The organism is Microbacterium sp. (assembly GCF_031178445.1).
Classification (GTDB): domain Bacteria; phylum Actinomycetota; class Actinomycetes; order Actinomycetales; family Microbacteriaceae; genus Microbacterium.
The window spans coordinates 1-24,369 of the sequence record NZ_JAPSIY010000005.1 but is presented as its reverse complement, the minus strand read 5'-3'; the positions used below and the strand labels follow the sequence as shown (position 1 = coordinate 24,369).

27 protein-coding genes and 1 pseudogene are annotated in these 24,369 nt (G+C 68.6%); 8 read left to right on the top strand and 20 right to left on the bottom strand.

Annotated features, from left to right (window positions below):
- Positions 1-38 precede the first annotated feature (38 nt).
- The 5 genes from RIN43_RS08370 to RIN43_RS08350 are packed head-to-tail and all read right to left on the bottom strand — an operon-like array spanning position 39 to position 3,252.
- Positions 39-896, bottom strand: coding sequence for an EamA family transporter (locus RIN43_RS08370; protein ID WP_309128451.1), 858 nt, complete (start codon positions 894-896; stop codon positions 39-41).
- The gene (locus tag RIN43_RS08365) at positions 893-1,756 is read right to left on the bottom strand and encodes an alpha/beta hydrolase (RefSeq protein ID WP_309128450.1); all 864 of its coding nucleotides are present in this window, start codon (positions 1,754-1,756) and stop codon (positions 893-895) included. Before RIN43_RS08365 ends, RIN43_RS08370 begins: the two co-directional genes overlap by 4 nt.
- A gap of 1 nt (position 1,757) precedes the next feature.
- Positions 1,758-2,405 (bottom strand): DUF2867 domain-containing protein, encoded by a 648-nt coding sequence (locus tag RIN43_RS08360; RefSeq protein ID WP_309128449.1) that lies wholly within the window; start codon positions 2,403-2,405, stop codon positions 1,758-1,760.
- Positions 2,402-2,812: a hypothetical protein gene (locus tag RIN43_RS08355; protein ID WP_309128448.1), complete on the bottom strand. Its 411-nt coding sequence runs from the start codon at positions 2,810-2,812 to the stop codon at positions 2,402-2,404. Before RIN43_RS08355 ends, RIN43_RS08360 begins: the two co-directional genes overlap by 4 nt.
- A 2-nt stretch (positions 2,813-2,814) precedes the next feature.
- The gene (locus tag RIN43_RS08350) at positions 2,815-3,252 is read right to left on the bottom strand and encodes a VOC family protein (RefSeq protein WP_309128447.1); all 438 of its coding nucleotides are present in this window, start codon (positions 3,250-3,252) and stop codon (positions 2,815-2,817) included.
- A 228-nt stretch (positions 3,253-3,480) separates the two neighbouring features.
- On the opposite strand from RIN43_RS08350, the gene RIN43_RS08345 reads away from it, so the two are divergent.
- Both RIN43_RS08345 and RIN43_RS08340 read left to right on the top strand, forming a co-directional pair.
- Complete coding sequence (locus tag RIN43_RS08345) at positions 3,481-4,404, top strand: ABC transporter ATP-binding protein (protein ID WP_309128446.1); 924 nt, start codon at positions 3,481-3,483, stop codon at positions 4,402-4,404.
- Positions 4,401-5,321 (top strand): ABC transporter permease, encoded by a 921-nt coding sequence (locus tag RIN43_RS08340; protein WP_309128445.1) that lies wholly within the window; start codon positions 4,401-4,403, stop codon positions 5,319-5,321. The genes RIN43_RS08345 and RIN43_RS08340 overlap by 4 nt, the downstream gene beginning before the upstream one ends.
- Positions 5,322-5,366: 45 nt before the next feature.
- Here RIN43_RS08340 and RIN43_RS08335 read toward each other — a convergent pair whose 3' ends face one another.
- The 3 genes from RIN43_RS08335 to RIN43_RS08325 form a co-directional block, all read right to left on the bottom strand.
- The gene (locus tag RIN43_RS08335; protein WP_309128444.1) at positions 5,367-6,530 is read right to left on the bottom strand and encodes a sensor histidine kinase; all 1,164 of its coding nucleotides are present in this window, start codon (positions 6,528-6,530) and stop codon (positions 5,367-5,369) included.
- Positions 6,530-7,216 carry a response regulator transcription factor gene (locus RIN43_RS08330; protein WP_309128443.1) on the bottom strand — a complete coding sequence of 229 codons (687 nt, stop codon included), beginning with the start codon at positions 7,214-7,216 and terminating at the stop codon, positions 6,530-6,532. Before RIN43_RS08330 ends, RIN43_RS08335 begins: the two co-directional genes overlap by 1 nt.
- An 87-nt stretch (positions 7,217-7,303) precedes the next feature.
- Complete coding sequence (locus RIN43_RS08325) at positions 7,304-7,510, bottom strand: CDGSH iron-sulfur domain-containing protein (protein WP_309128442.1); 207 nt, start codon at positions 7,508-7,510, stop codon at positions 7,304-7,306.
- Positions 7,511-7,699: 189 nt separating this feature from the next.
- Here RIN43_RS08325 and RIN43_RS08320 point away from each other — a divergent pair, with 189 nt between their 5' ends.
- Positions 7,700-8,743 carry an iron-containing redox enzyme family protein gene (locus RIN43_RS08320; RefSeq protein ID WP_309128441.1) on the top strand — a complete coding sequence of 348 codons (1,044 nt, stop codon included), beginning with the start codon at positions 7,700-7,702 and terminating at the stop codon, positions 8,741-8,743.
- A 24-nt stretch (positions 8,744-8,767) separates the two neighbouring features.
- On the opposite strand, the gene RIN43_RS08315 is transcribed toward RIN43_RS08320, so the two are convergent.
- A complete protein-coding gene (locus tag RIN43_RS08315; RefSeq protein WP_309128440.1) occupies positions 8,768-9,052 on the bottom strand; it encodes a hypothetical protein in 285 nt (94 codons plus the stop codon).
- Positions 9,053-9,176: 124 nt separating this feature from the next.
- On the opposite strand from RIN43_RS08315, the gene RIN43_RS08310 reads away from it, so the two are divergent.
- A complete protein-coding gene (locus tag RIN43_RS08310) occupies positions 9,177-10,166 on the top strand; it encodes a YihY/virulence factor BrkB family protein (protein ID WP_309128439.1) in 990 nt (329 codons plus the stop codon).
- A gap of 7 nt (positions 10,167-10,173) precedes the next feature.
- On the opposite strand, the gene RIN43_RS08305 is transcribed toward RIN43_RS08310, so the two are convergent.
- Complete coding sequence (locus RIN43_RS08305; RefSeq protein WP_309128438.1) at positions 10,174-10,383, bottom strand: KTSC domain-containing protein; 210 nt, start codon at positions 10,381-10,383, stop codon at positions 10,174-10,176.
- Positions 10,380-11,267, bottom strand: coding sequence for a DUF72 domain-containing protein (locus RIN43_RS08300; protein ID WP_309128437.1), 888 nt, complete (start codon positions 11,265-11,267; stop codon positions 10,380-10,382). Before RIN43_RS08300 ends, RIN43_RS08305 begins: the two co-directional genes overlap by 4 nt.
- A 174-nt stretch (positions 11,268-11,441) precedes the next feature.
- Between RIN43_RS08300 and RIN43_RS08295 the strand changes: the two genes are divergently transcribed.
- On the top strand, positions 11,442-11,645 hold the full coding sequence (locus tag RIN43_RS08295) for a hypothetical protein (protein ID WP_309128436.1): 204 nt from the start codon (positions 11,442-11,444) through the stop codon (positions 11,643-11,645).
- A 28-nt stretch (positions 11,646-11,673) separates the two neighbouring features.
- Here RIN43_RS08295 and RIN43_RS08290 read toward each other — a convergent pair whose 3' ends face one another.
- Entirely contained in the window at positions 11,674-12,927 is a 1,254-nt protein-coding gene (locus RIN43_RS08290) for an alpha/beta fold hydrolase (protein ID WP_309128435.1), read from the bottom strand.
- Positions 12,927-14,924 (bottom strand): DUF262 domain-containing protein, encoded by a 1,998-nt coding sequence (locus tag RIN43_RS08285; RefSeq protein ID WP_309128434.1) that lies wholly within the window; start codon positions 14,922-14,924, stop codon positions 12,927-12,929. Before RIN43_RS08285 ends, RIN43_RS08290 begins: the two co-directional genes overlap by 1 nt.
- Before the next feature lie 174 nt (positions 14,925-15,098).
- Between RIN43_RS08285 and RIN43_RS08280 the strand changes: the two genes are divergently transcribed.
- Complete coding sequence (locus RIN43_RS08280; protein WP_309128732.1) at positions 15,099-15,872, top strand: hypothetical protein; 774 nt, start codon at positions 15,099-15,101, stop codon at positions 15,870-15,872.
- Between the two features lie 173 nt (positions 15,873-16,045).
- Positions 16,046-16,549: a DUF3145 domain-containing protein gene (locus RIN43_RS08275; protein ID WP_309128433.1), complete on the top strand. Its 504-nt coding sequence runs from the start codon at positions 16,046-16,048 to the stop codon at positions 16,547-16,549.
- Positions 16,550-16,707: 158 nt separating this feature from the next.
- On the opposite strand, the gene RIN43_RS08270 is transcribed toward RIN43_RS08275, so the two are convergent.
- On the bottom strand, positions 16,708-18,111 hold the full coding sequence (locus tag RIN43_RS08270) for a PLP-dependent aminotransferase family protein (RefSeq protein ID WP_309128432.1): 1,404 nt from the start codon (positions 18,109-18,111) through the stop codon (positions 16,708-16,710).
- Positions 18,112-18,206: 95 nt separating this feature from the next.
- Here RIN43_RS08270 and RIN43_RS08265 point away from each other — a divergent pair, with 95 nt between their 5' ends.
- On the top strand, positions 18,207-18,863 hold the full coding sequence (locus tag RIN43_RS08265) for a hypothetical protein (protein ID WP_309128431.1): 657 nt from the start codon (positions 18,207-18,209) through the stop codon (positions 18,861-18,863).
- A gap of 48 nt (positions 18,864-18,911) precedes the next feature.
- Here RIN43_RS08265 and RIN43_RS08260 read toward each other — a convergent pair whose 3' ends face one another.
- From RIN43_RS08260 to RIN43_RS08235, 6 genes and pseudogenes are all read right to left on the bottom strand, one after another.
- Entirely contained in the window at positions 18,912-20,150 is a 1,239-nt protein-coding gene (locus RIN43_RS08260) for a beta-ketoacyl-[acyl-carrier-protein] synthase family protein (protein ID WP_309128430.1), read from the bottom strand.
- A gap of 82 nt (positions 20,151-20,232) precedes the next feature.
- Positions 20,233-20,481 carry an acyl carrier protein gene (locus RIN43_RS08255; protein WP_309128429.1) on the bottom strand — a complete coding sequence of 83 codons (249 nt, stop codon included), beginning with the start codon at positions 20,479-20,481 and terminating at the stop codon, positions 20,233-20,235.
- A gap of 59 nt (positions 20,482-20,540) precedes the next feature.
- A complete protein-coding gene (locus tag RIN43_RS08250) occupies positions 20,541-21,539 on the bottom strand; it encodes a beta-ketoacyl-ACP synthase III (RefSeq protein WP_309128428.1) in 999 nt (332 codons plus the stop codon).
- Positions 21,536-22,456 carry an ACP S-malonyltransferase gene (locus RIN43_RS08245; protein ID WP_309128427.1) on the bottom strand — a complete coding sequence of 307 codons (921 nt, stop codon included), beginning with the start codon at positions 22,454-22,456 and terminating at the stop codon, positions 21,536-21,538. Before RIN43_RS08245 ends, RIN43_RS08250 begins: the two co-directional genes overlap by 4 nt.
- A 90-nt stretch (positions 22,457-22,546) precedes the next feature.
- A complete protein-coding gene (locus RIN43_RS08240) occupies positions 22,547-23,737 on the bottom strand; it encodes a helix-turn-helix domain-containing protein (RefSeq protein ID WP_309128731.1) in 1,191 nt (396 codons plus the stop codon).
- Between the two features lie 28 nt (positions 23,738-23,765).
- Positions 23,766-24,369 (bottom strand): annotated as a pseudogene (locus tag RIN43_RS08235) (pyruvate dehydrogenase (acetyl-transferring), homodimeric type); the annotation flags it as partial.

Sequence of the window (24,369 nt, the reverse complement as noted above, 5' to 3'; positions counted from 1 at the left end):
CGAACCGCCGTCGACCATTCTGCGCCGTGCACGCGCTTTCAGCCCAGCCTGACGAGCAGGATGGACGCTGCAGCCAGCGCGAGTCCGATCGTCTGCACCCCCGTCGCGCGCTCGCGCAGCAGGGCGGCTCCGAGGGTGACGGTGACGGCCGGGTACAGAGAGGTCAGCACCACCGCGACAGTCAGGGATCCGGCCTGAGCGGAGACCTGGAAGAGCAACGTCGCGATGCCGGCGAACAGGCCGGCCGAGATCGCGGCGAGCGCCGTTCGTCCCCTCCGGGGAACCGGATGCACCCGACACGCGCGAGCGATCGCGATGATGAGCACCACCGACGCGAGCTGGCTGATGCCCAGAGGAGCGAGACCGGAGCCGGCCGGAATCTGACCGAGCGCCGCGAACTGCGTCCCGAAACCCGCTCCCGCGAGCAGCCCGATCGCGACGACCTTTCGATCCGACCTCCCGTTCGCCCGTGCGCCGCCGCCTGAGACCAGCCATCCGGCTGCGAGCGCAACGGCCACTCCGGCCGCCAGCGTGTGGCTGAGCTGTCGTCCGCCGATGATGTCGGTCATGACAGGCAGCGTCGTGGAAGCGACTGCGGCGAGAGGCGCGACGGTCATCACACGGCCCGTGGCCAGCCCGTGATAGATGAGGACGTTGCCAGCCCCTGCGCCGATGCCGGCCAGCACCGCCCAGCCGACGTCGGCTGCAGGCGTCACCGTCCACGTGGCCACAACGAAAGGCAGGGTCGCCGCGGTCGCCGCGGCCTGGCCTGTCGCAGCGACGGCCCACACCTTCTCCACTCGACTCGTCACCCCGCCGATGAAATCGGATGCTCCGTAAGCCACGGCGGCGCCCAAGGCCCACAGCATCGGCGCATCCAGCGGTACTGCGTTCACCGGCCTACGGACGCGTCGTGCACGTGACGGGTGATCAGCTCGGTGACGCGATGCCAGACCCGCGGTGGGATCTCATGTCCGACCCCTGCCAGTCGTTCCAATCGCGCTCCGGGAATCTCGCGCTCCAGGGCGGCGGCGTTCCCGACCGGGAACATCGGATCCTTCGTGCCGTGCAGGATCAGGCTCGGTGCGGATATCGCACCGAGGCGATGGCGCCAGCGCGGCCCCTGGTCCGCCATAGGGTGATTCGCGATGGCGGATCTCACCTGGTGGGCCCGTCGTACGCAGTCCTCCGCGATCCTCAGCGCATGGCGCTCGTCGAACTCATCGCCTGCGATGGAGCGCTCACCGTCGACGAGAAAGCGGATCACCGCATCCGCGTCCGCCCAGTCGGGCTCCGCCGGCGCTGCGCTCCACGCTTCGAGCAGGTCGGACGAGACCTCAGGGAGGTCGGGGTCGGCCGGGCCGTGACCCGTCGCCCGCGTGGAAAGCAGAGCCAGTGAGCGCACCCGGGCGGCGTGGTCGAGCGCCGCGAGCTGCGCGATCCACCCGCCCTGTGAGAAGCCGACCCAGTGAGCGGAGTCGAGGTCGAGAAGATCGAGCAGTCCGACGGAGTCCGAGACGAGATCCGGGAGCGAATAGGACGGCCGGCCGGGAGGGTCGTACGACGACCGCCCCGTGTCGCGCTGGTCGAACCTGATGACGAGAAGCCCCTGATCTGCGAGTCCCCTGCACAACGTGGCCGGCCACCAGTCCATCGAACAAGAGGTGCCTGCCACGAGAAGCACCGGTTCGCCGCCGCGATCTCCGAAGGTCTCGACGCACAGTTCCGCCGCGCCGACCTGAACGATGCGTTCCATCTCAACTCCCCGATGCTGTGCGTGCGTGAATCGGCCAGGACTTCTCGAGATACCGCAGGAGCGCCGGGTACACGATGAAGTGGCGAAACGGCCTGATGGCAGCCATGTAGGCGCGCCCGAGCGGTCCGCGAGGCTTCACGAGCACTGCCATCCGCCCTTCGTAGACGTCCTCGCCCAGGGAGACCCAGGACAGATGCATCACGCCGTGCATGGTGGCGTTCGAGATCTCGGCGGCGAATTCATCGTGGAGGAGGTACAGCGCGTTCATCGGCACCGACGAGAACCGAATCCCATCCGCGGTCGCCCTCAGCTCCTCGTCGACGCGCTCTGCCAGGGTCAGCTGCCGATCGGTGCCAGGGACGGAGTATCGTTCGTGGACCCCGGCGTTGTCGGTGATCGCACCGAGTCCGAGCAGGCGTCCGAGCAGATCGCGTAGCCGCCACAGGAGTCGCGCCGCCGCCGAGTCCAGGAAGTCGATCCTCCCGTGCTCGTCCTCCGCGTCGTGCGAGGTCATCAAGTCCACGAGGCATCCGAAATCCTGTGCGCGACCGCCGACCGGCAGCGCCCATACGTCTTCCACCACGAAATCGGGGACGATGCGGTGGATGTGCCAATCCCGGGTGAGGTGCTCGGCGGCCGGCAGTCTCATGCCGGCACCCCCGCTCCCACCGTGCCGGACCGTCGCAGGGCACGCGCCTGAACAATCGCCAGCGCAGAAACGACCAGCGCCTGCACGACCGCCCAGGTGGTTCCCCAGCCGGTCAGGCCGAACGGGTCGGCAAGGGCGACGAAGAGCGAGCCGCCGGCCCAGGTCACGTTGACCGCCACAAGCAGTTCGGGCAGACCGCGCAAGCGCTGTGAGGACGCCCCGACGATCACAAGGCCGACCGTGACGATCCCCAGCACGATTCCCGCCACGATGTACAGCTGCGCGGAGGAGCCGAGCACATCGGGCAGCACGCGGTGCAGACTCAGATAGACGACGGCGTTCACGCCGGTGACCACGGCATCCACGACGAACCAGAAGCGATAGCGGGCCAGGGATGCGCGTGCCATTCTCACTCCGCCCGTCCTCTGGTCTCTTCGAGCGCCGCGGCCGAGAACTGCTCGGAATAGCCGTCGCCGGGCGGTATCGGCGTGATGACGTCGATCAGAACCCCGTCGGGCCCGGCGAAGATCGCGTGACGCTGACCGAACTCCTCCGAGCGCAGCGGCAGTACCGGGTCGAGCCCTTCGGCGACGAGACGTTTGTGCACCGAGTCGACGTCGGGCACCTCGATGTTGAGGAGGATCCCGCCTGCCTGCCTGCCGCGGAAGAGGGCGGGGATCGTGGGATGGTCGGCGTGCAGGATCGCGAGTTCCCACGACGCGAGCCTGAGACTCACGTACCAGTCGGATTCGAACGAGGTGACGAAACCGAAGTGGTGCCGGTAGAAGTCCGTGGTGGCGGCGACATCGGTGGTCGCGAGCACCGGATAGACGCTGGTGACGTTCATGACAGTACCTCTCTGTTCGCTTAGGAGGGTCCGATGCCATAGACGGTAGGCGTCAGCGCGGCATTCGGACAGGTGCCGAAGGTCACGTCCGAGGAACTCGCCGTCGATCCGGCGCGCATCGGGAACATGACCGGCGGCACATGCGCGCGGTCGTGACACGCGCCTAGCGTCGATCGCGCAGATGGGCGACGGCCGGCGATCGGTCGGCGATACGAGGACGGAGAGGCCGTGACCGATGTGATCGACGTGGTGGGACTCACGAAGCGGTACGGATCCGTTGCAGCGGTGGATGATCTGTCGTTCACGGTCGCCGCCGGGAGCGTCTTCGCGTTCCTGGGGACGAACGGTGCGGGCAAGTCGACGACGATCGGATGCCTCACCACGACGACCCCGTTCGACCACGGCACTGTGCTCGTGGCGGGCGAGGATGTAGCAAGGTTCCCGCGTTCGGTACGACGGCGGATCGGTGTCGTGTTCCAGGAATCGATGATGGATGCCGCCTTGACCGTGCGGGAGAATCTGCTCACCCGTGCACGGCTCTACGGGATGGACGCATCGACGAGCGCCTCCCGCATCGACGAGCTTTCGGACCTCATCGACCTCCCGGCGTTCGTCGATCGTCGATACGGCCGCCTGTCCGGCGGGCAGCGTCGCCGGGCCGACATCGCCCGCGCGCTCGTGCATGAACCTTCGCTGCTCTTCCTGGACGAACCGACGGCCGGACTCGATCCGGCCAGCCGCGCCGCCGTCTGGTCAACGATCCGCCTCCTTCGCGAACGTCGAGGCCTCACCGTGTTCCTCACGACGCACTACATGGAGGAGACCGAGGAGGCGGACGAGATCTGCATCATCGACGCTGGCAGGACCATCGCCAGAGGAAGCCCTCGCCGGCTTCGAGAAGCGCACAGCCGCAGCACCCTGACCATCACCACAGGGGACGCTGAGCGGCTGGTGTCGATCCTCCGGCGAGGGGGAGGGGAAGCCACGGCGACAGGCGGAGCCGTGACGGTCCGCATCGACAGCGCAGCGCAGGCGATGGCCGTTCTCGCCACGCACCGAGAGGCCATCGTGGACTTCGAGTTCCGGCACGGGCGCATGGACGATGTGTTCCTCGCGCTGACCGACCGGCGCGGGCTCGAGGTGCAACCGTGAAGGCCGTGGGCGCGCTCATCGGTCGCAACCTCCGGTTGTTCTTCCGCGATCGGATGACGGTGTTCTTCTCGTTGATGGCGGCGATGCTCCTGTTCGTGCTCTACACACTGTTCCTCGGGCAGCTGCAGACCTCCGATCTGCAAGAGTCCTTCCCATCGGCGCCGCACCGGGAGATCAGGGCGTTCGTGGACTCGTGGATGTTCGCGGGCGTCGTCAGCATGGCCTCGATCACAACCGGTCTCGGCGCACTCGGGGTGTTCGTCGAGGATGCCTCAACCGGCCGGTTCCGCGATCTGCTGGTCTCTCCGATCCGTCCGGGACAGCTCGTCCTCGGCTACTTCGGCGCCGCGCTCATCATCGCTGTGACGATCACACTCGGCGTGCTGACGGTGAGCCTCACGTATCTCCGTCTTGCGGACGGCGTCGCTCTGCCGGTCGGCGCCGTGGCGAGGGCGGTGGGGGTCATGGTCGTCACGGCGGCGGCGTTCGCCGCGGTGTCGGCGTTCGTCACGTCGTTCGTCACCACCCCGGGGGCGTACTCGGCCCTGTGCACGATCGTCGGAACCACCCTCGGATTCCTCGCCGGCGCGTACGTCCCCGTCGGGTCCTTTCCGGCGAGCGCGCAGGCGGTGATCGGCGGGCTGCCGTTCGCACAGGCGTCGATGCTCATGCGGCGGGAGTTCGCCGGGGAGGGGCTCGATGCCATCGCGGCTGCCGACCCTGGAGCGCGCGACCAGCTCCGCGCGTACTTCGGCCTCGACCTCTCAGTGGGGGACTTGCCGGTCGCCGCACCGTTCGTGATGGCGTCGCTCATCGGCACGACGGTCCTGTTCGCCTGGCTCGGTGCCATCCGCATCCGGCGGCGCGTCACCCGCATCGGAGCGGCTCGACGGTCGGCCGCGGTCGCCAGGACGTGATGAGAGTCGGCTCGTCCATGATGCGCGCATCGGTACGCCTTCGCGTCAGGACCCAGGGGACGCCGGTTCGCTCCGCGGGAGCGTGCCGGTGACCGTCATGCCCTTGCCGACCACACTCGACAGCTCGAGGCGACCGCCGAGTGCTTCGAAACGCTCCCGCATCCCGGTCAGCCCGTGTCCGGGCACGATGTCGTCGACGCCCCTGCCTTGGTCCGAGATCGTCAGGAGGACGTCGCCTCCACGCATCTCGACCACGACTCTGGCGCGCTCTGCGCCGGAGTGCCGCAGGACGTTGGTGATCCCCTCCTGCACACTGCGGAGGATGACGATCACGCGATCGCCGTCCACAGCGATGTCGCGGTCGACGTGGACCGCGACGTCCAGCCCCGGGATGTCCGCTGTCAGCGCCCGCAGTGCGGGCTCCAGAGAGGGAGTCTCGCCGCGCATCGTCCCCACCGCTGCCCGGATGGAGCCGAGCAGGTCCTTGGCGATCGTCTTCGCCCGCTGCAGGTGCTGCCGGGCCGCACCGTCCGCCGTCAGGTGTCCTGCGACTTCCAGCTCCAGCGAGAGCGCGGTGAGGTCGTGGCCGGCGAGATCGTGCAGGTCACGTGCGATCCGCAGCCGCTCGGCTTCACGAGTCGTCAGTTCCAGCAGCGCCGAGGTTGCGCGCAGCTCGGCGTGTGCGACAGCCAGATCCTGGCGCGCCTTCGCCTCGCTGCGCACCGCGAAGACGACCAGCGCGCCGAACACCTGGAAGTTCCCGAACCCGACGATCGCGAGGACGAGCTCCGCGACAGACCGGCCACCCGTGACGGCGATCCCCAGCGTGAGCAGGATCTGAGCGGCGATGAGCAGTGCCACCGCTCTCGGCGGCCAGAAGAAGGCGGCCATCGCCGCCGTCATCACGAACAGGGTCAGCATCCACGTCTGGTCGGGAAGGAGGAGGACGAGAAGCGCGGCCAGCCCGATGAGCACGCCGAGCGGCAGATGAGGCGACCGCACCCTCGGCCACGGCAGCCAGCCATGGATCGCGATCAGCGTGACCACGAACAGTGCATAGGCCACCCACCACAGCCCCAGTCGAAAGGCGTTCCCCGGTGCATCGATCATGCTCTCCAAGACCACCACCACGCCGATCGCCGCGGCGCACACGACACTGGTCAGCACGATCCATCCGGCCGTTTCGCGGGCGGCCCGGTCGGTCGCCATCAAGAGGTCCTCTCTTCGTCCGCGCCGCCGTCCGGAGCGAGAATGCCGTCCGCGAGGGCCCGCAGCACTGCCTTCGTGCGATCGGTGACCCCGAGCTTCAGCAGCACGCTGGACATGTGATTCTTCACCGTGCCCTCTGCGAGAAAGAGTCCTCGGGCTATCTGCGCATTCGACCACCCGCTCGCCGCCAGGCGCAGCACGTCCAGTTCGCGGTCACTGAGTTGCGAGGCGTCGCGTCGAGGCTCGAACGGCAGCGGTGAGCGCGCGACCGCGCGCAGGAGTCGCTCGGAGAGCGCCGGCTGCAGCAGGGTGCCGCCGCTCGCCAGAGTGCGCACCCCTCCGATCAACTGGTCCAACGTCACATCCTTGAGCATGTAGCCCTTGGCGCCTGCCTGCATCGCGGCGTAGACCAGCTCATCGTCATCGAAGGTGGTGAGCACCAGAACCGGAACCTCGAAGCCCCGCTCCCGCATCGTCTGCAATGTGGCGATCCCGTCGCGTCTCGGCATCCGAAGGTCCAGCAGGACGACGTCCACCTGCTCGCGCGCCAGAACGTGCAGCGCTTCGTCGCCGTCGGCGCAATCCCCGACGACGTCAACTTCGCTGCTGAGGGACAGCAAGCTCAGAAACCCTTGCCGCACGAGTGCCTGATCGTCGACGACAAGCACCCGAATCGGATCCGTCATCGTCGTCCCCGCGGAAGCCCCGTGACCGCTGCCATAGCCGAAGCTTACGTAAGACCGCCGGATCTCGGGATGTGCCGAAGGTCACGCTCAGACGTCAGTGCGGAACCCTGACGTCTTGTGCGCCCCGTCGCAGAAGGGCTTGATGGTGGACAGGCCGCAGCGACACAGTGCGACCGTGCGCCGGCGACGCTCGATCGGCGTCCCGTCGGGGGAGCGCAGATCGACCTCACCCCTCACGAGGAGCGGGCCGTCGGGGCACGCGGTGATCGACACGGGTTCGTGCTCTGTGCTCATCGTTCTCCTCATCGCCGTCGCGCCGATTCTGCCGCGCCCATCGGGTTGGATGCAGGGACTTGACTCGCCCACGACAGGCCGGTACTGGCGGGAGGCCACTGGCAGTTGCGGCGGGCCCGTGTCAAGCCCGGTGAACGCCCCGTGCGGGCACTCTAGGGTGAGGTCACGCACTGACGAAGGAGACCTCGCATGACCATCGGCCTCGCCTCGGAACCAGAACTCTCGACCCCCTTCGCCGCACGCGGACCGCTCAGCGCGGCGCTGCTGGAGGTGCTCACCGATCGCGATGCCGGAGGAGCCGATCGACTGCCGCAGCTGGCCGAGGAGGCCGCACTCGCCCAGGACCCGATTCGCGACGGCGATCTGCAGCTCTCACTTTTCCTGCTCTACTCCGTCGCGTACGGATCGATCCCCGACTTCGGCGCGCACTGGGAGTGGGACACATCGCTCATCGCCGCACGCGCCGCGTTGGAGCGAGCTTTCGAGGACGCCGTACGGGCCGCTGTCGAGCCGCCTGCGATCCCCGCGCCCACCAAGGAGGCCGTCGCAGCAGAGCTGTTCCGCATGACGGCTCCGGAGCCGGGTCCGAGCCTTTCGCGATTCGTCGGCAGGAAGGCGACGGTCGAGCAGGCACGGGAACTGCTCATCCAGCGCAGCATCTACACGCTCCGCGAAGCGGACGCGCATTCGTGGGCCATCCCGCGGCTCACCGGCCGGGCGAAGGTGGCACTGGTCGAGATCCAGTCGGATGAGTACGGCGGAGGACGCCCTGACCGCATGCACCAGACCATGTACGCCCGGTCGATGCGCGGGGCGGGGCTGGATGACTCCTACGGCGCGTATGTCGATGCCGTCCCTGCGATCACACTCGCATCATTCAACCTGATGACGATGTTCGGGATGAACCGCCGGCTGCGCGGGGCGGCGGTGGGCCATCTCGCGGCGTTCGAGATGACGTCGTCGCTGCCGTGTCGTGCGATCGCCGAGGGACTGCGCCGTGTCGGGTTCGGTGACGACGTGGCCGCTTACTACGACGAGCACGTGGAGGCGGACGCCGTGCATGAGCAGATCGCCGGGCGCGACCTCGCCGGCTCCCTGGCCGAGGACGAGCCCGGCCTGCTCGCCGACATCCTGTTCGGCGCCGCGGCCTGCCTCGCGATCGACGGGTGGGCCGGCGATCACATCCTCGACTGCTGGGAGCGGGGAGAGTCGTCGTTGCGGGCGGCAGCCTGAGCCGATCGCCGATGCGAGTCAGGACTACTGCGGCTCCCCGCCGTTCCTATCGGCTTCATCCTGGCCGGTGTCGGTCTGCGGGCCACCCACCACGCCGATCCCCACTGCCTGATGGTCGGGCTCGGGGTCGTGCGGGCGAGCGGCCGTGGGCTCCTCGCCCGGTTCCTTCTCGGTGCTCGGCTCCTCGAGCTCCGAGACGCCGGGCTGCTCGTCAGTCGGCTGCTCCGCACTCGGCTCATCCGTCGCGGGCGCTTCCTGTTCACCCTCCGGTGTCGCCATGCGGTCGGGGTCGTCTGTTCCGTCGCTCATGCCTCCACCGTCGCCCGTGCGGAATCGCGGCGGGAGGGGCTTGACTTCGGCCTCCGATAGCACCGCCTCGTCCGTGGCGGCAAGTCGTGTGCGTGAATGCGCGGCATGCGCGAGACTGTGCCGCATGGGGACCAAGGTGACGCGTGCGCGGCATAGGGCGGAGGCCGGCTCGATCATGCGGCGAGTGGTTCGCGGTTTCTTCCGCACCGCCTCGCCGGATGCCGCCGCAGGCCTCACCTTCTACGCGTTGCTCGCGATGGTGCCGACGGTGGTCGCCGCCTTCTCTCTGATCGCTCTGGTGGGTGAGCGGAAGGACGGCGTTCGTGCCGTGCTCGACGTGGCGCGGGACGTGCTGCCGCCCGACGTCGTGCGGGCGATCGGCGAACCCGTCGAGCAGCTGGCGTCGGCGGCGAACGCCGGCTGGTACCTGGTCATAGCGCTCGTGATCGCCCTGTGGTCGGTCGCGCGGTACGTGACCGCGCTCGGCCGGGCGATCAACCGCGTCTACGGCGTGCCGGAGGGTCGCGTGCTCTGGAAGGCCAAGCCCGTTCACCTGCTGGTCACCCTCGCCGTGTTCGTGCTGGTGTCACTCGCCGGCGGTGCCGCCGTCGCGAGCTGGCCCGTCGTGCAGGCAGTCGGCCGGGCGACCGGTGCGAGCGACGTGACGCTGCTCGTGTGGCGCATCGCCCGGTGGCCGGTGCTGGTGGCTGTGGTGGTCGTCGTGGTGGCGCTGCTGTACTACTTCGCGCCGAACATCGCGCATCCGCATTTCCGGCTGATCAGCCTCGGCGCCGTGATCGCCATCGCCCTGTTTGCCCTCGCATCGTTCGGATTCGGGTTCTATGTGAGCAACCTCGCCGACTACGACCGGATCTACGGTTCGTTCGCCGGCATCGTGATGCTGCTGCTCTGGCTGTGGATCGGCAACATGGCACTGCTGATCGGCGCGCTCTTCGACGCCGAGATCGAGCGCATCCGTGAGCTGCGCGACGGTGTGCCTGCGGAGCGGGATCTTCAGGTGCCGCTGCGAGACACCGAGCGCCTGCGCCGCAACGCGCGTGCCGACCTCGAAGAGGCACGAGCCGCACGCCGGTTCCGCCGATCGCGACGCTGAGAGGCGTTCACAGCCGCTCAGTGGGATAGCGGTCGCGGATGCTGTGCTGAAAGCAGCGGCCAAGGCTCGGCGCCCCCATCAGCGCCGCGTGCACGGACGGCGGCACGGCGTAGTAGCGGTAGACGTCGCCGCCGGTGAACTCGATCTCGAGCACGGCGTGGGCCGCGTCGTACCCCACCGACGTGATCGCCGCGGACGACACCGGTTCTCTTCTCACGATGCGCCCTCGGGGGTGTCTCCGACGAGTTCGGCGAGTGCGCGCGCGTCGTGCGGAGCGTGCCCCTTCGCGTCGTTGTCGAAGTACACGTAGACGTCCGCTGGGCGTTCCGCCTGGCGTGTCGACAGCCGTCTGCACAAGTCTGCCCACTCGCGCAGCTCGGCCACTGAGTACCCGCTCGTGTACAGCTCCGCGGAACCGTGCAGCCGGATGTACGCGAAGTCGGCCGTGTCCGCCTCGAGGCGGGGCCAGCGACCGGCGGTGTCGGCGATCGCGAGCGCGACCTTCTGGTCGCGAAGCAGTTCGGCCACATCGGGATGCTCGAAGCTCGCCGCCCGTGGTTCGAGAGCGTGCCGGATCGGCCGATCCTCATCGATCTGGAGCCACTCACGGCCGTCGAGACGCTCGTCGTGCTCCCGGGCGATCGCCTGCGCCTCGGCTGTCGTTCGGGGAAGCATCGACAGGAACTCCCTGAGGCGATCGGGATCGAACTCCTGCCGCTCCGGCAGCTGCCAGAGAACCGGCCCGAGCGAGTCCCCGAGGGCGAGCACGCCCGAGGCGAAGAAGTTGGCCAGTGCCGTGCGTGCGTTTCGCAATCGCAGCATATGCGTGATGTAGCGGGAGCCTTTGACTGCGAAGGTGAAGCCGTCGGGCACGTTCGCCCGCCACTTCCGATAGCTGTCAGGATGCTGCAGCGAATAGAAGCTGCCGTTCAGCTCGACCGTCGAGAAGCTCTCGCCGATGTACTCGAGCTCACGACGCTGAGGAAGGCCACGCGGATAGAAGTCACCCCGCCAGGAGACGTACCGCCAGCCGGATGTCCCCACCCGGATCCGTCCGGGAGCGGAGGGGCCGCGCACAGCATCCATCGTGCTCCCTTCCATCGAACAGGAACGCTACGGGATGACCCCTCCGTGAGCATCGGGGTTGACGGGAGCAGCCTTCGACCGCAAACGCCCCGCGGGCCCTTACGCGGACGGTGTGCGGACCCGCAACCCCCTTCCGCCCTGGGCGGCCGCGAAGAGATCCTGGAGGCCAGCGTCGAGAAGGGAGCCACCATGACCGGCCGATCGGACGATCTCTCGCAGGCAGCCGAAGGCGACCGCCTGGAGCAGGCGCGCGAGCCGTGGGAGGAAACCCACGACCCCGAGCGAACGACGCGCTCGCCCGACGTCGAGGGCGTCGAGGCGAATCCAGCGGACGTCGCCGAGCAGACCATCGAGGTGCCGGACGACGACGAGGAAGAGCGCTCCGCGGGCTGAACCTGGTGGTCCCGGCGGCCCGGTCGGGTCAGCGGACGCGCCGGTCGTGCGCCAGGTCGAAGAGCCGCTCGAGCACCGGTCCGGATCGCAGCCCGTTGTGCTCATGCTCGCTCGTGACCCAGAGTTTCACCTCCGGCAGCAGCTGTGCGGTCTCGAGCGAGAACTCCACAGGCACATACACGTCGTTGACGTAGACGGCGGCCGCACCTCTGGCGCCCGACTGCCGCAGTGCCTGTGCGTCGTAGATCGACGGCCACTCGTGTTCGGCGAGCGCCAGCGCGACGCCGCGCCAGGGACGGAACGCAGGAACCGTCTCGGTCCACTCCCGACGGACGTGCTCGCCGGTGAAGAGCGAGGCGTCGTCTGCGAAGTCATCCGGCTGCACACGCTCGGCGGCCCAGCGCGTGGCGCTGCCCGAGGCGTAGCTGGACTCATGGAACACGAAGTAGAGCGGATTACGGCCGTCGAAGGGCATCGCACCGGCGAGGTCATAGCGAAAGGCGTTGGATGCCGGGTCGTGCTCCAGCAGCGACCACACGGTCTGCCAGCCGTCATTCGTGCCCAGCGCGGAGCCGATCGAGCGCATCCGCGAAGGGGAGACGACTTCGCCGTCCGGCAGGACGATCTTGCCCGAAGCGGCGAGGTCCACGAGCCGGCGCATCCGGTCGCGGTGCTCGGGGAACCGGCGGTAGTACCGCTCCGACGCCTCGCGCATCTTGTCGTAGCACAGTGCGTACACCTCGTCGGGGGAGCGGTCGATCGTGCTGAGCCCGCCCGTGATGTACACCCGATCGAGGGACGATGCCGCCGTCGAGAGGTACGCGAGTGTCGTGAAGCCGCCGAACGACTGGCCGAGCACGCTCCAGTGCTCGGCCCCCAGATGCTGGCGGAACGCTTCACAGTCCTGCACGATCGCATCGGCGCGCAGGTGGGTCAGCAGCTCTGCGACGGCATCGTCTCCGCGCTCCAGGTCGCGATCGCCCACGGGCGTGGAACGACCTGTGCCGCGTTGATCGAGCAGCACCACGCGGTGGCTGGTGAGCGCCGCGTCAAGCCAGGCGGGGCCGGCGGGCGAGTGGAACGCGCGCGGCGCCTCGTGCCCCGGCCCTCCCTGGAGGAAGACGAGGTACGGCAGATCCTCGCCGCCGTCGCGGCTCACGACTGCGGCGAACACATCGATCGTCCGGCTGTCCTGGGGGTTCCCCCAGACCAGCGGGAGGCTGAGCGTGTGCTCCTCGATCGTGAGATCGAGCATGCGGCGTCTGCGCGTCGGAGCGGTCATCACATCACGTTCCCTATGTATGAGTATTTGACGAACACCTCGGCGGCGATGCCGGACTCCTCCAGCACCCCCTGCAGGGCCGTCATCATGTAGTTGGAATCCCAGCCCATGTAGAGGTGGGCGCCGTCGGCGAGAGTGTCCCAGTGCCCCTTCCAGGCCATCTCGTCATAGATCGGCCCCCCATGCCTGGCGCTGTAGGAGAGAGCGGAGGGCCGGTCATCGGTCCAGGCGCGGCGGAAGATCCGGTTGAACAGCGCCCTGACGTCCTTCACCTCCCAGTGCTCGCCGCGGTATTCGACGTAGTCGAACTCGCGGTCCCAGCCTGCGGGCCAGCCGCGTCGCCGCACGGCGTCCAGCACTGGAGTGAGACCATCGTCGTCGATCTCGGGAAGGGCTGGGCGCGCCCACACCCGGACGAAGTCCGCCGTCAGCCGTGTGGTGCGCGCAGTGATCGCCGCCGTGTTCCACATGCCCTCGTCGGCGAGCGCCCGGGTGGCGGCGACGGCGCTGCGTGCGTAGGCGTCGCGCTGCTTGTCAGGGAAGGCGGCGCCGAACACGCGCTCGCTCAGCCCGGGCTCCAGCAGCGTGAGGTTGCCGAGTGTCGGTGCGAGCGCGCGGTGACTGTTCTGCTCGTCCTCGCTGAACTCGCTCCATCGCCGGTCACCGTCGCCCGACCAGTCGTCGGCTGGCACCGCGGGCACGATGCTCTCCACATCGTAGGCGGACGGGTCGTCGACGCCCTCGATCCGACCGAGCACGTACGCCGCGTGCGGCAGTTCGCCGTACTTCAGCACGGCGCTGACCCGCTCGTCCGACGGCGTGATGCGCGCGATCGCGCGCTCCAATTCCTCGCGACTCTCTGATCGCGCACGACAGAGACGAGCTATCAGTCGGTCGGCGGGCAGCCCGACCACAGCACGCCGCAGGAACATCGCCTGCACCCACTCCAGCGTCTCGATGAGCTCGTCCTGCCCGATCGCGCCGCGGCGGTAGTCCCCATAGGCGCTCATCACCAGGGGATACGTCGCACGGCCGAAGGTGTTCACGTGCTCCAGCTGCTTGCGAATGGTCGCATCCTGCTCCCGGCTGGGATCCAGCAGGATCCCGTAGATCTCGGCATACTCCCGCCACACCGCGGCATCCGAGCGCAGATGCTCCAGATCCAGGCGCGGGAAGCGGTCGCGGAAGGCCGCGTACACGCCGTGCTCGCCCGCCGGCGCGACCTCTCGGCCGGTCTTCATCACGAGGTAGTGGCGCCAGAACGCGCCGATCGCCTCGCCGGTGTGCCGCTCGATCGGAAGCCAGAACTCCTCTTCGACGGCGAGCTGCTCGGCGTGCGACAGCCCCATCAGGACGTAGTTGTGGATCAACTCGTGGTCGCGCAGGGGCTCGCCGGTGGAGTTGAGGCTCTCGAAGATCTGCTGGGCGTTCGCTTCGGCGCCGAGGGTGATCGACACGTGTTCGAGTCGCTGCAGCCCCCTCCAGATGCGTGGAGCCTCTTCGGCGTGGACCTGGCTGCGGAAGAAGGCGTAGTTGTCGTCGAATCGCGACTCGCGGTCGGCGTCCTGACGCCGGTCGAGGACGACCGACTCGTACAGCTCGGCCCACGCGTGATGGGGCCGCAGCTTGGTGCGCTCGGTGTCATCCGCTCGCACGAGCACGCGCTCGAGCTCTGCCGCCATGGCCGGATCGGTGTCGCGCACCGCATGGTGAAGCGCGGCGATCAGCAGCATGATCGTCGTGATCCTCTGCTGCCCGTCGATCAGGATGAGATCCCCGCCTGCGACCTCTGCGGCGGAGAGGATCGACCCGATGAAGTGCCGATGCGCTTCGGGTTCATCCGCGACTGCTCGCACATCCGAGAGCAGCTTCTCGCAGCCCCCGATGTCCCAGCGGTACTGGCGCTGGTACACCGGGACGACGATGTTCGTCGAGGGAGCGGAAAGCCATTCGACGGTGCCGGTTGCGGTCGCTTCGACATTGGTCGCCGTTGCCATCACTGCGTGATTCCTCCGTGCGGCGGGAAGACGAGAGCCGCCGGACCGAGTCTAGCCGGGCACGGATTTCGCACGGCGGTGGCTCGCGGGACCGCTCAGGGGTGCGAGGTAGGCTTGCCTAAGTAGGGCCTGTTAAAACGTGCTGGCCCCCTACGAAAGGACATGACTCAGATCATGGGATACATCAAGTCCGCTGCCCTCGAGGAAAAGGGTTTCGTCATCCTCGACAGCTACCAGGAAGAGATCGACCCCAAGGAGTGGCTCGACATCGAGTATGTCGACTGGAAGTCCTCGGGTGACACGCGCTTCGCGCCGCTGGCCTCTGCCAAGGGCGAGATCGAGTGCAACGGCTTCTGGAACCACAAGCCGCCGCGCACCGACAAGGACGGCGTGTGGATCGACTCGCAGACCGCCATCGCGCCGACTCTCACTCGTCGCGCGCAGGAGCCGGGCGCCAACGTGGGCCGCTGCCGCATCATCGAGCTGCAGCCCACCCCGTACGGCGAGTGTCTGTACAACCTCCATCAGGACGACAACAACCGCCTGAACCCGGACGGCACCGGCTGGGTCGTGCGCGGGTTCTTCAACCTCACCGACGACAAGGACAGCTACTTCGTGCTGCGTGAGAACCGCACGGATCCCAGCATCGAGTACCGCATCGCGCTTCCCGCCGGCGCGCAGTTGATCGTCGACACGCAGCGGCTGTGGCACGCGACCACCCACAACGGCACCGAGCCCCGGTACTGCCTCATCACGTCGTGGGAGTCGGGCCCCGAGCTCGACGCGTACATCGAGAAGTACCACGGCACCGATCAGCACACGCAGGTCGAGGTGCCGCAGGACGTCCTCGAGAACGGCTACGCCGAGCAGGCGCGCAAGGATGCGGCTCGCGCCGCGTACTACGCAGCGAAGGGCCAGCAGGTCAAGCAGGCCATGAGCGAGGCCTGATACTCCATCCTGACATCGGCCCCCGGTCCTCGGATCGGGGGCCGATGTCGTCGGTGGAATCACATGCTTGTGATTCCACCGGATCTGGGCGATAATCGCCGTATAACCGCATAGTTCGCCGCATCTTCGGATCAGGTCGTAGGGGAAGACGTACCTGATGAAACGGAGAGATCATGGCGACGGGATACGCACGCGGAGTGGTATTCATCCACTCGGCGCCACGCGCGCTCTGCCCGCACCTCGAATGGGCGGTGGGACGCGCTATCGGTCGTGCCGTCAGTTTCGACTGGACCGACCAGCCTGTACAACAGGGCACACGACGCGCGGAGTTCTACTGGGACGGTCCGGTGGGCACCGGCGCTGCGCTGGCGACGGCCATCCGCGGGTGGGAGCATCTGCGCTTCGAGGTCTCTGAGGACCCCACGCCGCGCAGCGATGGCGGTCGATGGCTTCACACGCCCGGGCTGGGGATCCACTACGCCCAGACGGATGCGGCCGGAAACATCGTGATCGGCGAGGACCGCATCCGCTACGCCATGGAGATCGCCGCGGGCAGCGCGGTCGAACTGCAGCGCGAGCTGGACGTCGCCCTCGGCTCGGCGTGGGACGAGGAGCTGGAGCCCTTCCGCCACGCCGGCGATGACGCGCACGTCGTCTGGCTGCACAAGGTGGGATGAGCGACTGCCGCCGAAGGTGGCGCGACGCACACACGAGATCTGCGGAGGAGGCGCGAGTACCGGGAGCCGGTGACCAGCTCCCGGGTTCCGGGAAACCGAATCCTCCGCACATGACCGAAGCCCCCTGCCGGGGAAGCAGGGGGCTTCGTTGTGCAGGCTCAGATCACGGCCGCCCTGACAAGTGCCCTGGAGTCCGGCTCGGTGCCGCCGCGCAGGTCCTCCCACGCCAGACGCAGCCGCCGCATCGCCTCGGCTGTACGGTCCGGTGGCATCGTGATCGGGATCCGCACCCGTCGCTCCAGTACGCCGCCGGTGGCGAAACGCGGACCGGGAGGCAGCACGAGTCCATGCTCGCGCGCGGCGAGCGACAGACGGGTCGACATCGGGGCGCCGAGGTCGATCCACGCGGAGAGGCCGCCGGGAGTCGGAGCCATCCGCAGTCCGTCGAAACCGGTCAACGCGCCGGCCACCGCTTCGCGTCCCGCGCGCAGACGCTGAGCGACGTGGGCGGTGAGAACCGGCATGTCGGCAAGCAGCTCGACCGCGATGCACTGCTCCAGCAGCGCCGTGCCGAGCTCGAACGAGGGCCGCACCGCGAGCAGTCTGGCGATCAACGCACGATCCGCGCGGATCCAGCCGAGGCGCATGCCGCCCCAGGCGATCTTCGACATGGAGCCGATCGTGAGGACGTGCGGACCGTGCGCAGCCATGGGTGTCGGAGACCATCCGCGGTCGATGTCCAGCTCGGCCGTCGTCTCATCGACGATGAGGTGGGTCCCCGCGCTGCGGGCCGTGGCCGCGATGCGGGCCCGCACGTCATCCGGCAGCGAGGCGCCCGTCGGGTTGTGGAAGTCCGGGATGAGGTAGCCGATGTGCGGGCGCCCGGTCAGCAGCAGCTCCATCAGATGCTGCGCGTCCCACCCGTCGGTGTCGACGGGCGTCGGCAGCATCCGATATCCATGACGGCGCAGGGCTTCGAGCGCATGCGGGAACGTCGGCTGCTCGACCAATGCTCGCTCGCCGCGCCGGCCGATGGTCGCCAGGATCAGGTTCATGCCGTTCAGCGCCCCCGAGGTGACGATGATCTCTTCGGGTGACGTCGGCGCGCCGCGCTGCGAGAACCGCTGTGCGAGCGCATCCCTCAGCTCAGGCAGGCCCTGAAGGGAGTAGCCGCTCGTCCCGCGCATGGCGGCCAGCCGCGGCAGAGAGCGCACCGTCGCGTCGTAAAGCCCTGGCGTCGAGTCCATCGACGCGATCGACAGGTCGATCGCGTCGGCTGTCTCGGGAGGCGCTGTCGAGACCTGAGCGTGGGGGAGTGCCACTCTGGTGCCGCCTCCCTGCACCCTGGTGACGTACCCGTCTTCGGCGAGCAGATCGTAGGCCCGCGTCACAGTGGAGCGGGATCTGCGCAGTTCGAACGCGAGGGCTCGCTCACTCGGCAGACGCTCACCGATGGTCAGCCTGCCGTCCAGGATGAGCGCCTCGATCTGTCCGGCGAGCGCGGCGGCGGTCGCGCCGGCGGCGTTCTGCGCGCCCAGCTGCTGCACGAGACGGGAGGACATGACTCAAGTATGCCGCAGATTGGCCTCGCATAAGCAGACCACTTCGCGGGCAGTGGTCTGCTTCCGCGGCATCCGAGCGGCGACAGCATGGGTTCATGCTCCGGTCGATCCTCCTTCCCATCGCCGCCACCAGTCGACGAGAACTCGTCGAACGCGTCGTGCAGCTGCTGTGCGGGCTGGTCCTCTACGGTGCGGCGATCGCGCTGATGGTCCGCGCCGACATCGGTGTTGCGCCGTGGGATGTGCTCTCGGTCGGTCTCGCTGGCCGCACGGGGCTGGGATTCGGCGTCCTCACCTGCCTGATCGCGGGTGTCGTGCTGCTGCTGTGGATCCCGCTGCGGCAGCGCGTCGGAGTGGGCACGCTGCTGAACGCGGTGGTCATCGGCCCCGCGGCCGACATCACGCTAATGATCGTGCCTCCTGCCGCCTCGGCGTGGGTGGGCGTGCCCCTTTTCGTCGCCGGGCTCATCCTGCTGGCGTTCGCGACCGGCCTGTACATCTCGGCCGACCTGGGGCCAGGTCCACGGGACGGCCTGATGACCGGTCTGGTGCGCCGCACCGGCCGCCCGGTGTGGCAGGTGCGCACCCTCATCGAAGGAGGCGTGCTGCTCATCGGCTTCGTGCTCGGCGGGCCGGTCGGTGTCGGGACCGTTCTCTTCGCCTTCGGCGTCGGCCCGCTGATCGGGTGGTTCCTCGCCGTCTTCGCACGCCGCAGCATCGCAAGATCCGCCGCCGCGACCATCGCTCGCTGAACGCCGAGGCGGCCCCGGGATCACTCCCGGGGCCGCCTCGGCGGTCACTCAGTCGGCGCTGCGGAACGCCACCACTGCGTTGTGCCCGCCGAAGCCGAACGAGTTGCTGATGGCCAGCAGCTCCCCGTCTCCCAGCGGCTGGGTCTCGCCCGACAGCTTGAACGGCACCGCAGGATCGGGCTCGGTCATGTTGATCGTCGGCGGCGCCACCCGGTCGCGCAGCGCGAGCACGGTGAAGACCGCTTCGAGGGCCCCGGTGCCGCCGAGCAGATGACCGGTGGAGGCCTTCGTGGCCGAGACCGGGATCTCGTCGATGCGATCGCCGAACACGCGCTTGAGCGCCTCGTACTCGTTGGGGTCGCCGACCGGCGTCGAGGTGGCGTGCGCGTTGATGTGCGCCACCTCGTCGGGGGTCGCGCCCGCCTGCTCGAGCGCCAGTTCGACGGCGCGTGCGGCGCCGGCGCCCTCGGGGTCGTTGCCGGTGATGTGGTATGAATCCGCCGTGATGCCACCACCGACCAGGTAGGCGTAGATCTTGGCGCCACGCGCCTTGGCGTGCTCCTCGGTCTCGAGGACGAGCGCGGCACCGCCCTCGCCCATCACGAAGCCGTCACGGTCGATCGCGCCGGGGCGGGACGCTCCCTCGGGGTCGTCGTTGCGGCGCGACAGCGCCTGCGCCGAGGCGAAAGCCGCCATCGTGATCGGGTGGATCGCGGACTCGGCGCCACCGGCGATCACGACGTCCGCGAGCCCGTCCTGCAGGTGCTCGTACGCATTGGCGATCGACTCCGTGCTCGAGGCGCACGCGCTCACGACAGTGCGAGCGTAGGCCTTGGCGTTGAAGTGCAGTGACAGGTTGCCCGCTCCGGCGTTCGGCATCAGCATGGGCACCGTGAGCGGCATCACGCGACGAGGTCCCTTCTCGCGAAGGGTGTCCCAGGCGTCCAGCAGCGTCCAGACGCCGCCGATGCCGGTGGCCCAGTCGATGCCTAGGCGCTCGGGGGCGACCTCGGGAGACCCGGCATCCTCCCACGCCTCGCGTGCGGCGATCAGCGCGAACTGCGTCGACGGGTCGAGGCGCTTCGCCTCATGACGGGGCAGCACCTCCTCCGGGCGCACGGACGCCTCCGCCGCGAAGGTCACGGGGATCTGGTACTTCTCGATCCACTCGTGGCTGAGCGTGTGCGCTCCGGGCGTGCCCGCCAGCAGGCTCGTCCAGTTCTCCGGAGCGGTGCCGCCGAGGGCAGAGGTGGCGCCGATGCCGGTGACGACGATGCGCTTGGTCATGGGATGGTCCTTCGGGATGTGAGGGATCAGTCAAAGGAGGATGCCACGCCTCGCGGTCCGCGAGGGTGGCATCCGCAGAGTCTTACTCCTGGCCGGCGACGATGAAGTTGACGGCGTCGGCGACCGTCTTGAGGTTCTTGACCTCGTCGTCCGGAATGGTCACGCCGAACTTCTCCTCGGCGTTGACGACGATCGTCATCATCGAGATCGAGTCGATGTCGAGGTCGTCGGTGAACGACTTCTCCATCTGAACCTCGGATGCGTCGATGCCGGTCTCGTCGGTGACCAGCTCAGCAAGGCCCGCGAGGACCTCGTCGTTGGTGAGAGCCATGGTGTTTCCTCTTTCTAGGGGTGGTTACCGGGAACAGTCTAGGGAAGGTCTGCGCGCGCTCAGGGGAGCACGACCACCTGCGCGCCGAACACGAGGCCGGCGCCGAAGCCGATCTGCAGGGCGAGTCCGCCGCTGAGCTCGGGGTGCTCCTCGAGGATGCGGTGTGTGGCGAGGGGGATCGAGGCGGCCGAGGTGTTTCCCGTCGTCTCGATGTCTCGGGCGATCACGCAGGACTCCGGCAGCTTCAGCTGCTTGGCGAACTCCTCGACGATGCGCAGATTGGCCTGGTGGGGGATGAAGGCGGCCAGATCGGAGGGCTCGATGCCGGCCCTGTCGAGTGCTTCACGAGCCACCTTCGCCATCTCCCAGACCGCCCATCGGAACACACGGGGGCCTTCCTGTCGCAGGGTGGGCCAGGGAGCCGTGCCGTCGCGGAAGTCAGTGAGCGTGTGGTTCATGCCGACGAGGTCGGCCTTGGAGCCGTCCGAGCCCCACACGGTGGCGGAGATACCCGGGGTATCGCTAGGGCCGATCACCACGGCGCCGGCGCCGTCTCCGAGCAGGAACGAGATGCTGCGGTCCGTCGGGTCGACGATGTCGGAGAGCTTCTCGGCCCCGATGACGACGGCGTACTTCGCGGCGCCGGCGCGGATCAGGGCATCCGCCTGCGCGACCGCGTACGCGTACCCGGCGCACGCCGCGTTCATGTCGTATGCGGCCGCCGGGTTCGCTCCGATGCGGTCGGCGACGATGGCGGCGACGGAGGGCGTCTGCTTGGGGTTGCTGATCGTTGCGACGATCACCAGGTCGATCTCGGCCGGGTCGATCCCCGAGCGCTGCACGGCCTCGGCGGCGGCGTCCGTCGAGAGCTCGATCGCAGTCGTCTCCGGCACGGCCCTGGTGCGCGTGATGATGCCAGTGCGCTGGCGGATCCATTCGTCGCTGGAGTCGATGGGGCCGACCAGGTCGTCGTTGGGGATCGCGTTCTCGCCCCTGGCGGCGCCGACGGAGTAGATGCGGGTGTACGCGGGACCCGTGGCCTGCTTGAGCGCGGTCATGCGGCTTCTCCGTTCAGCAGCGCGACGGCCGCATCGAGGTCTTCAGGAGTCTTCACAGCGACGTTCGGAACGCCCCGCAGGCCGCGCTTGGCCATGCCGACGAGGGCACCTGCGGGAGCGACCTCGATGAACCCGGCGATGCCTGCTTCGGCGAACGACTCCATGCACAGGTCCCACCGGACCGGCGACGACACCTGGGTGACGATCCGATGCAGCGCGTCGGCACCGTCCGCGACGACAGCGCCGTCGCGGTTCGACCAGAGCGTGATCGACGGGTCGCTCGCCGTCGTCTGGGCGACGGCGGCGCGCAGCGTGTCGACCGCAGGGGCCATGTGCGAGGTATGGAAGGCACCGGCCACCTGCAGCGGCATGACCCGTACGCCTCGCGGCGCGCGCTCGGCCAGCTGCGCCAGCGCGGGCAGCTCACCGGCGGCGACGATCTGTCCCGCCACGTTATAGTTCGCCGGGGTCAGCTCGAGCTCCTCCAGCAGGGTGATCACCTCGTCGGCGTCCCCGCCCAGCACGGCGCTCATGCCGGTGGGCGTCCGTGCTGCGGCCTCCGCCATTGCGCGACCCCGGATCCCGACGAGTCGCATGGCATCCTCGGAGCCGATCACACCGGCACCGTCGAGGGCGGCGAGTTCGCCGACGGAGTGGCCGGCGATCCCATCCGCACGTCGCTGCGCGCGCTGGGTCAGTTGCTTCGTGGCGATGATCGAGGCGGCGACGATGAGCGGCTGCGCGATTCGTGTGTCGCGGATCGTCTCGGCGTCCGATCGGGTGCCGTGCGCGATCAGGTCCACTTCGGCTGCCTCGGAGAACCGGGCGAGCTGCTCGGCGACTCCATCGAGCTCGAGCCAGGGTTCGAGAAAACCGGGGGTCTGGGAGCCCTGTCCTGGGCAGGCGACGACGATCACCCATCCAGTCTGCCAACGTTTCGGCGGATGCGGTGGATGAACCATCACAAGAATCCGGAGTTCGCTTGTGCGTGGCGTACAGCGAGCCCCTCAGCGGCGGCGAGCAGGTGCGCGACGGCGACCCGGTTCTGTCGACCCGATCGATCCGAGGATCAGGGCCGTCTGAAGGATGAGCGCCTCGCGAGGGCCCGTGGCGTCCCAGCCGATGACCTCGCTGACGCGCTTGAGCCGGTAGCGCACCGTGTTGGGGTGCACGAACAGTTCGCGTGCGGTCGCCTCGAGCGATCGGCCGTTGTCCAGGTAGCTCCACAGCGTGGTCACGAGATCGGGTGAGTGGGCCTGCAGCGGGCGGAAGATCCGCTCGATGAGCGTCTGCTTCGCGAGCACGTCGCCTGCGAGGGCGCGCTCCGGCAGCAGGTCGTCCGCCTCGACGGGACGGGGGGCTCCTCGCCACGCGCGCGCCACGGCGAAGCCTGCGAGAGCGGCACGCGCACTCTGACCCGCGTCGACGAGCGCTGCGACGGGCGGCCCGAGCACCACGTACCCGGGGCCGAACGACGGTTCCAATCGTGCGGCGATCTCGTCGAACGGGAGATCGTCCGTCTCGTTCTCCTTGCCAGGCACCCTGGCACGCCCGATCACCAGAACGAGCCGCGAGCCCTGCACGCCGATCAGCACATCGACCGCCATCTTGCGGGCGGCGCGGCGCACCTGGTCGACGTCGAACTGCGGGGGCGTGGTGCCGACGATCACGCTCACCTCGCCGTGCCCGTGCCACCCCAGAGCCGCGATCCGACTGGGCAGCTCCTCGTCGGCTTCGCCGGTGAGGATGGAGTCGACCACGAGCGCCTCGAGGCGCGCATCCCACAGCCCGCGTGCCTCCGCAGCCCTGGCGTAGACGTCGGCCGCGGCGAACGCCACGTCACGCGAGTACAGCAGGATGGCCTCGCGCAGGTGCTCGCCCTTGCCTGCGACGCGCTCCTCGGTCACCGCGACGGTGACGCGGATGAGCTGCAGCGTCTGCTGCAGGCTCACGCTGCGCAGCAGCTCTCGCGGGGCGGCTGCGAAGATGTCAGCGGCGATCCACGGGGTCGAGTTGGGGTCGTCGTACCACTGGATGAACGAGGTTATGCCTGCCTGGGCCACCAGCCCGACGGCGGAACGTCGGGCCGGCGGCATGTCGGCATACCAGGGCAGGGTGTCTTCGAGCCGCTTGATCGTCACCGTGGCGATGTCGCCGGAGATCCGGCGGAGCCAGGCGAGGGTGGCGGCCTTGTCCATGGCCGGCTGAGAGGAACCGGTCACGGAATCAGCTCTCGCCGCCTGCGTTTCCGCTGGTGCCCGCGTTCACGTCGAACAGGCTGTACTTCTGGATGGCCTGTCCCACGAGTGCACGGTCGACCTTGCCCTCGTCGGCGAGCGCCTGCAGGGCACGGACCACGATGGAGGGCCCATCGATCTTGAAGAACCGACGTGCCGCTGCGCGGGTGTCCGAGAAGCCGTAGCTGTCGGCGCCGAGTGTGTAGAAGGGCTGCGGCACCCAGGGGCGGATCTGGTCCTGCACGGCGTGCATGTAGTCGCTGACCGCGATCACGGGGCCTTCAGCTCCCTGCAGCTTCTGCGTGAGGTAAGCCGTGCGCGGCTCCTCGTCCGGGTGCAGGAAGTTGTGCTCGTCGACGGCGAGGCCGTCGCGGCGCAGTTCGTTCCACGACGTCACCGACCACACGTCGGACACGACGCCCCAATCGCTCTTGAGCAGTTGCTGGGCCTCCAGCGCCCACGGCAGGCCGACGCCGGAGGCGAACAGCTGGGTGCGAGGACCTTCGCCTTCGCCCTGAGCGACGCGGTGGATGCCACGGACGATGCCGTCGACATCGACATCGGCCGGCTCAGCCGGCTGCACGAGCGGCTCG

Bases quoted from the DNA above. Each gene is read 5' to 3' on its own strand.
- RIN43_RS08365 (WP_309128450.1), bottom strand. From the start codon at position 1,756: ATGGAACGCATCGTTCAGGTCGGCGCGGCGGAACTGTGCGTCGAGACC.
- RIN43_RS08360 (WP_309128449.1), bottom strand. From the start codon at position 2,405: ATGAGACTGCCGGCCGCCGAGCACCTCACCCGGGATTGGCACATCCAC.
- RIN43_RS08355 (WP_309128448.1), bottom strand. From the start codon at position 2,812: ATGGCACGCGCATCCCTGGCCCGCTATCGCTTCTGGTTCGTCGTGGAT.
- RIN43_RS08350 (WP_309128447.1), bottom strand. From the start codon at position 3,252: ATGAACGTCACCAGCGTCTATCCGGTGCTCGCGACCACCGATGTCGCC.
- RIN43_RS08335 (WP_309128444.1), bottom strand. From the start codon at position 6,530: ATGGCGACCGACCGGGCCGCCCGCGAAACGGCCGGATGGATCGTGCTG.
- RIN43_RS08330 (WP_309128443.1), bottom strand. From the start codon at position 7,216: ATGACGGATCCGATTCGGGTGCTTGTCGTCGACGATCAGGCACTCGTG.
- RIN43_RS08325 (WP_309128442.1), bottom strand. From the start codon at position 7,510: ATGAGCACAGAGCACGAACCCGTGTCGATCACCGCGTGCCCCGACGGC.
- RIN43_RS08320 (WP_309128441.1), top strand. From the start codon at position 7,700: ATGACCATCGGCCTCGCCTCGGAACCAGAACTCTCGACCCCCTTCGCC.
- RIN43_RS08315 (WP_309128440.1), bottom strand. From the start codon at position 9,052: ATGAGCGACGGAACAGACGACCCCGACCGCATGGCGACACCGGAGGGT.
- RIN43_RS08310 (WP_309128439.1), top strand. From the start codon at position 9,177: ATGGGGACCAAGGTGACGCGTGCGCGGCATAGGGCGGAGGCCGGCTCG.
- RIN43_RS08300 (WP_309128437.1), bottom strand. From the start codon at position 11,267: ATGGAAGGGAGCACGATGGATGCTGTGCGCGGCCCCTCCGCTCCCGGA.
- RIN43_RS08295 (WP_309128436.1), top strand. From the start codon at position 11,442: ATGACCGGCCGATCGGACGATCTCTCGCAGGCAGCCGAAGGCGACCGC.
- RIN43_RS08290 (WP_309128435.1), bottom strand. From the start codon at position 12,927: ATGACCGCTCCGACGCGCAGACGCCGCATGCTCGATCTCACGATCGAG.
- RIN43_RS08285 (WP_309128434.1), bottom strand. From the start codon at position 14,924: ATGGCAACGGCGACCAATGTCGAAGCGACCGCAACCGGCACCGTCGAA.
- RIN43_RS08280 (WP_309128732.1), top strand. From the start codon at position 15,099: ATGGGATACATCAAGTCCGCTGCCCTCGAGGAAAAGGGTTTCGTCATC.
- RIN43_RS08275 (WP_309128433.1), top strand. From the start codon at position 16,046: ATGGCGACGGGATACGCACGCGGAGTGGTATTCATCCACTCGGCGCCA.
- RIN43_RS08270 (WP_309128432.1), bottom strand. From the start codon at position 18,111: ATGTCCTCCCGTCTCGTGCAGCAGCTGGGCGCGCAGAACGCCGCCGGC.
- RIN43_RS08265 (WP_309128431.1), top strand. From the start codon at position 18,207: ATGCTCCGGTCGATCCTCCTTCCCATCGCCGCCACCAGTCGACGAGAA.
- RIN43_RS08260 (WP_309128430.1), bottom strand. From the start codon at position 20,150: ATGACCAAGCGCATCGTCGTCACCGGCATCGGCGCCACCTCTGCCCTC.
- RIN43_RS08255 (WP_309128429.1), bottom strand. From the start codon at position 20,481: ATGGCTCTCACCAACGACGAGGTCCTCGCGGGCCTTGCTGAGCTGGTC.
- RIN43_RS08250 (WP_309128428.1), bottom strand. From the start codon at position 21,539: ATGACCGCGCTCAAGCAGGCCACGGGTCCCGCGTACACCCGCATCTAC.
- RIN43_RS08240 (WP_309128731.1), bottom strand. From the start codon at position 23,737: ATGGACAAGGCCGCCACCCTCGCCTGGCTCCGCCGGATCTCCGGCGAC.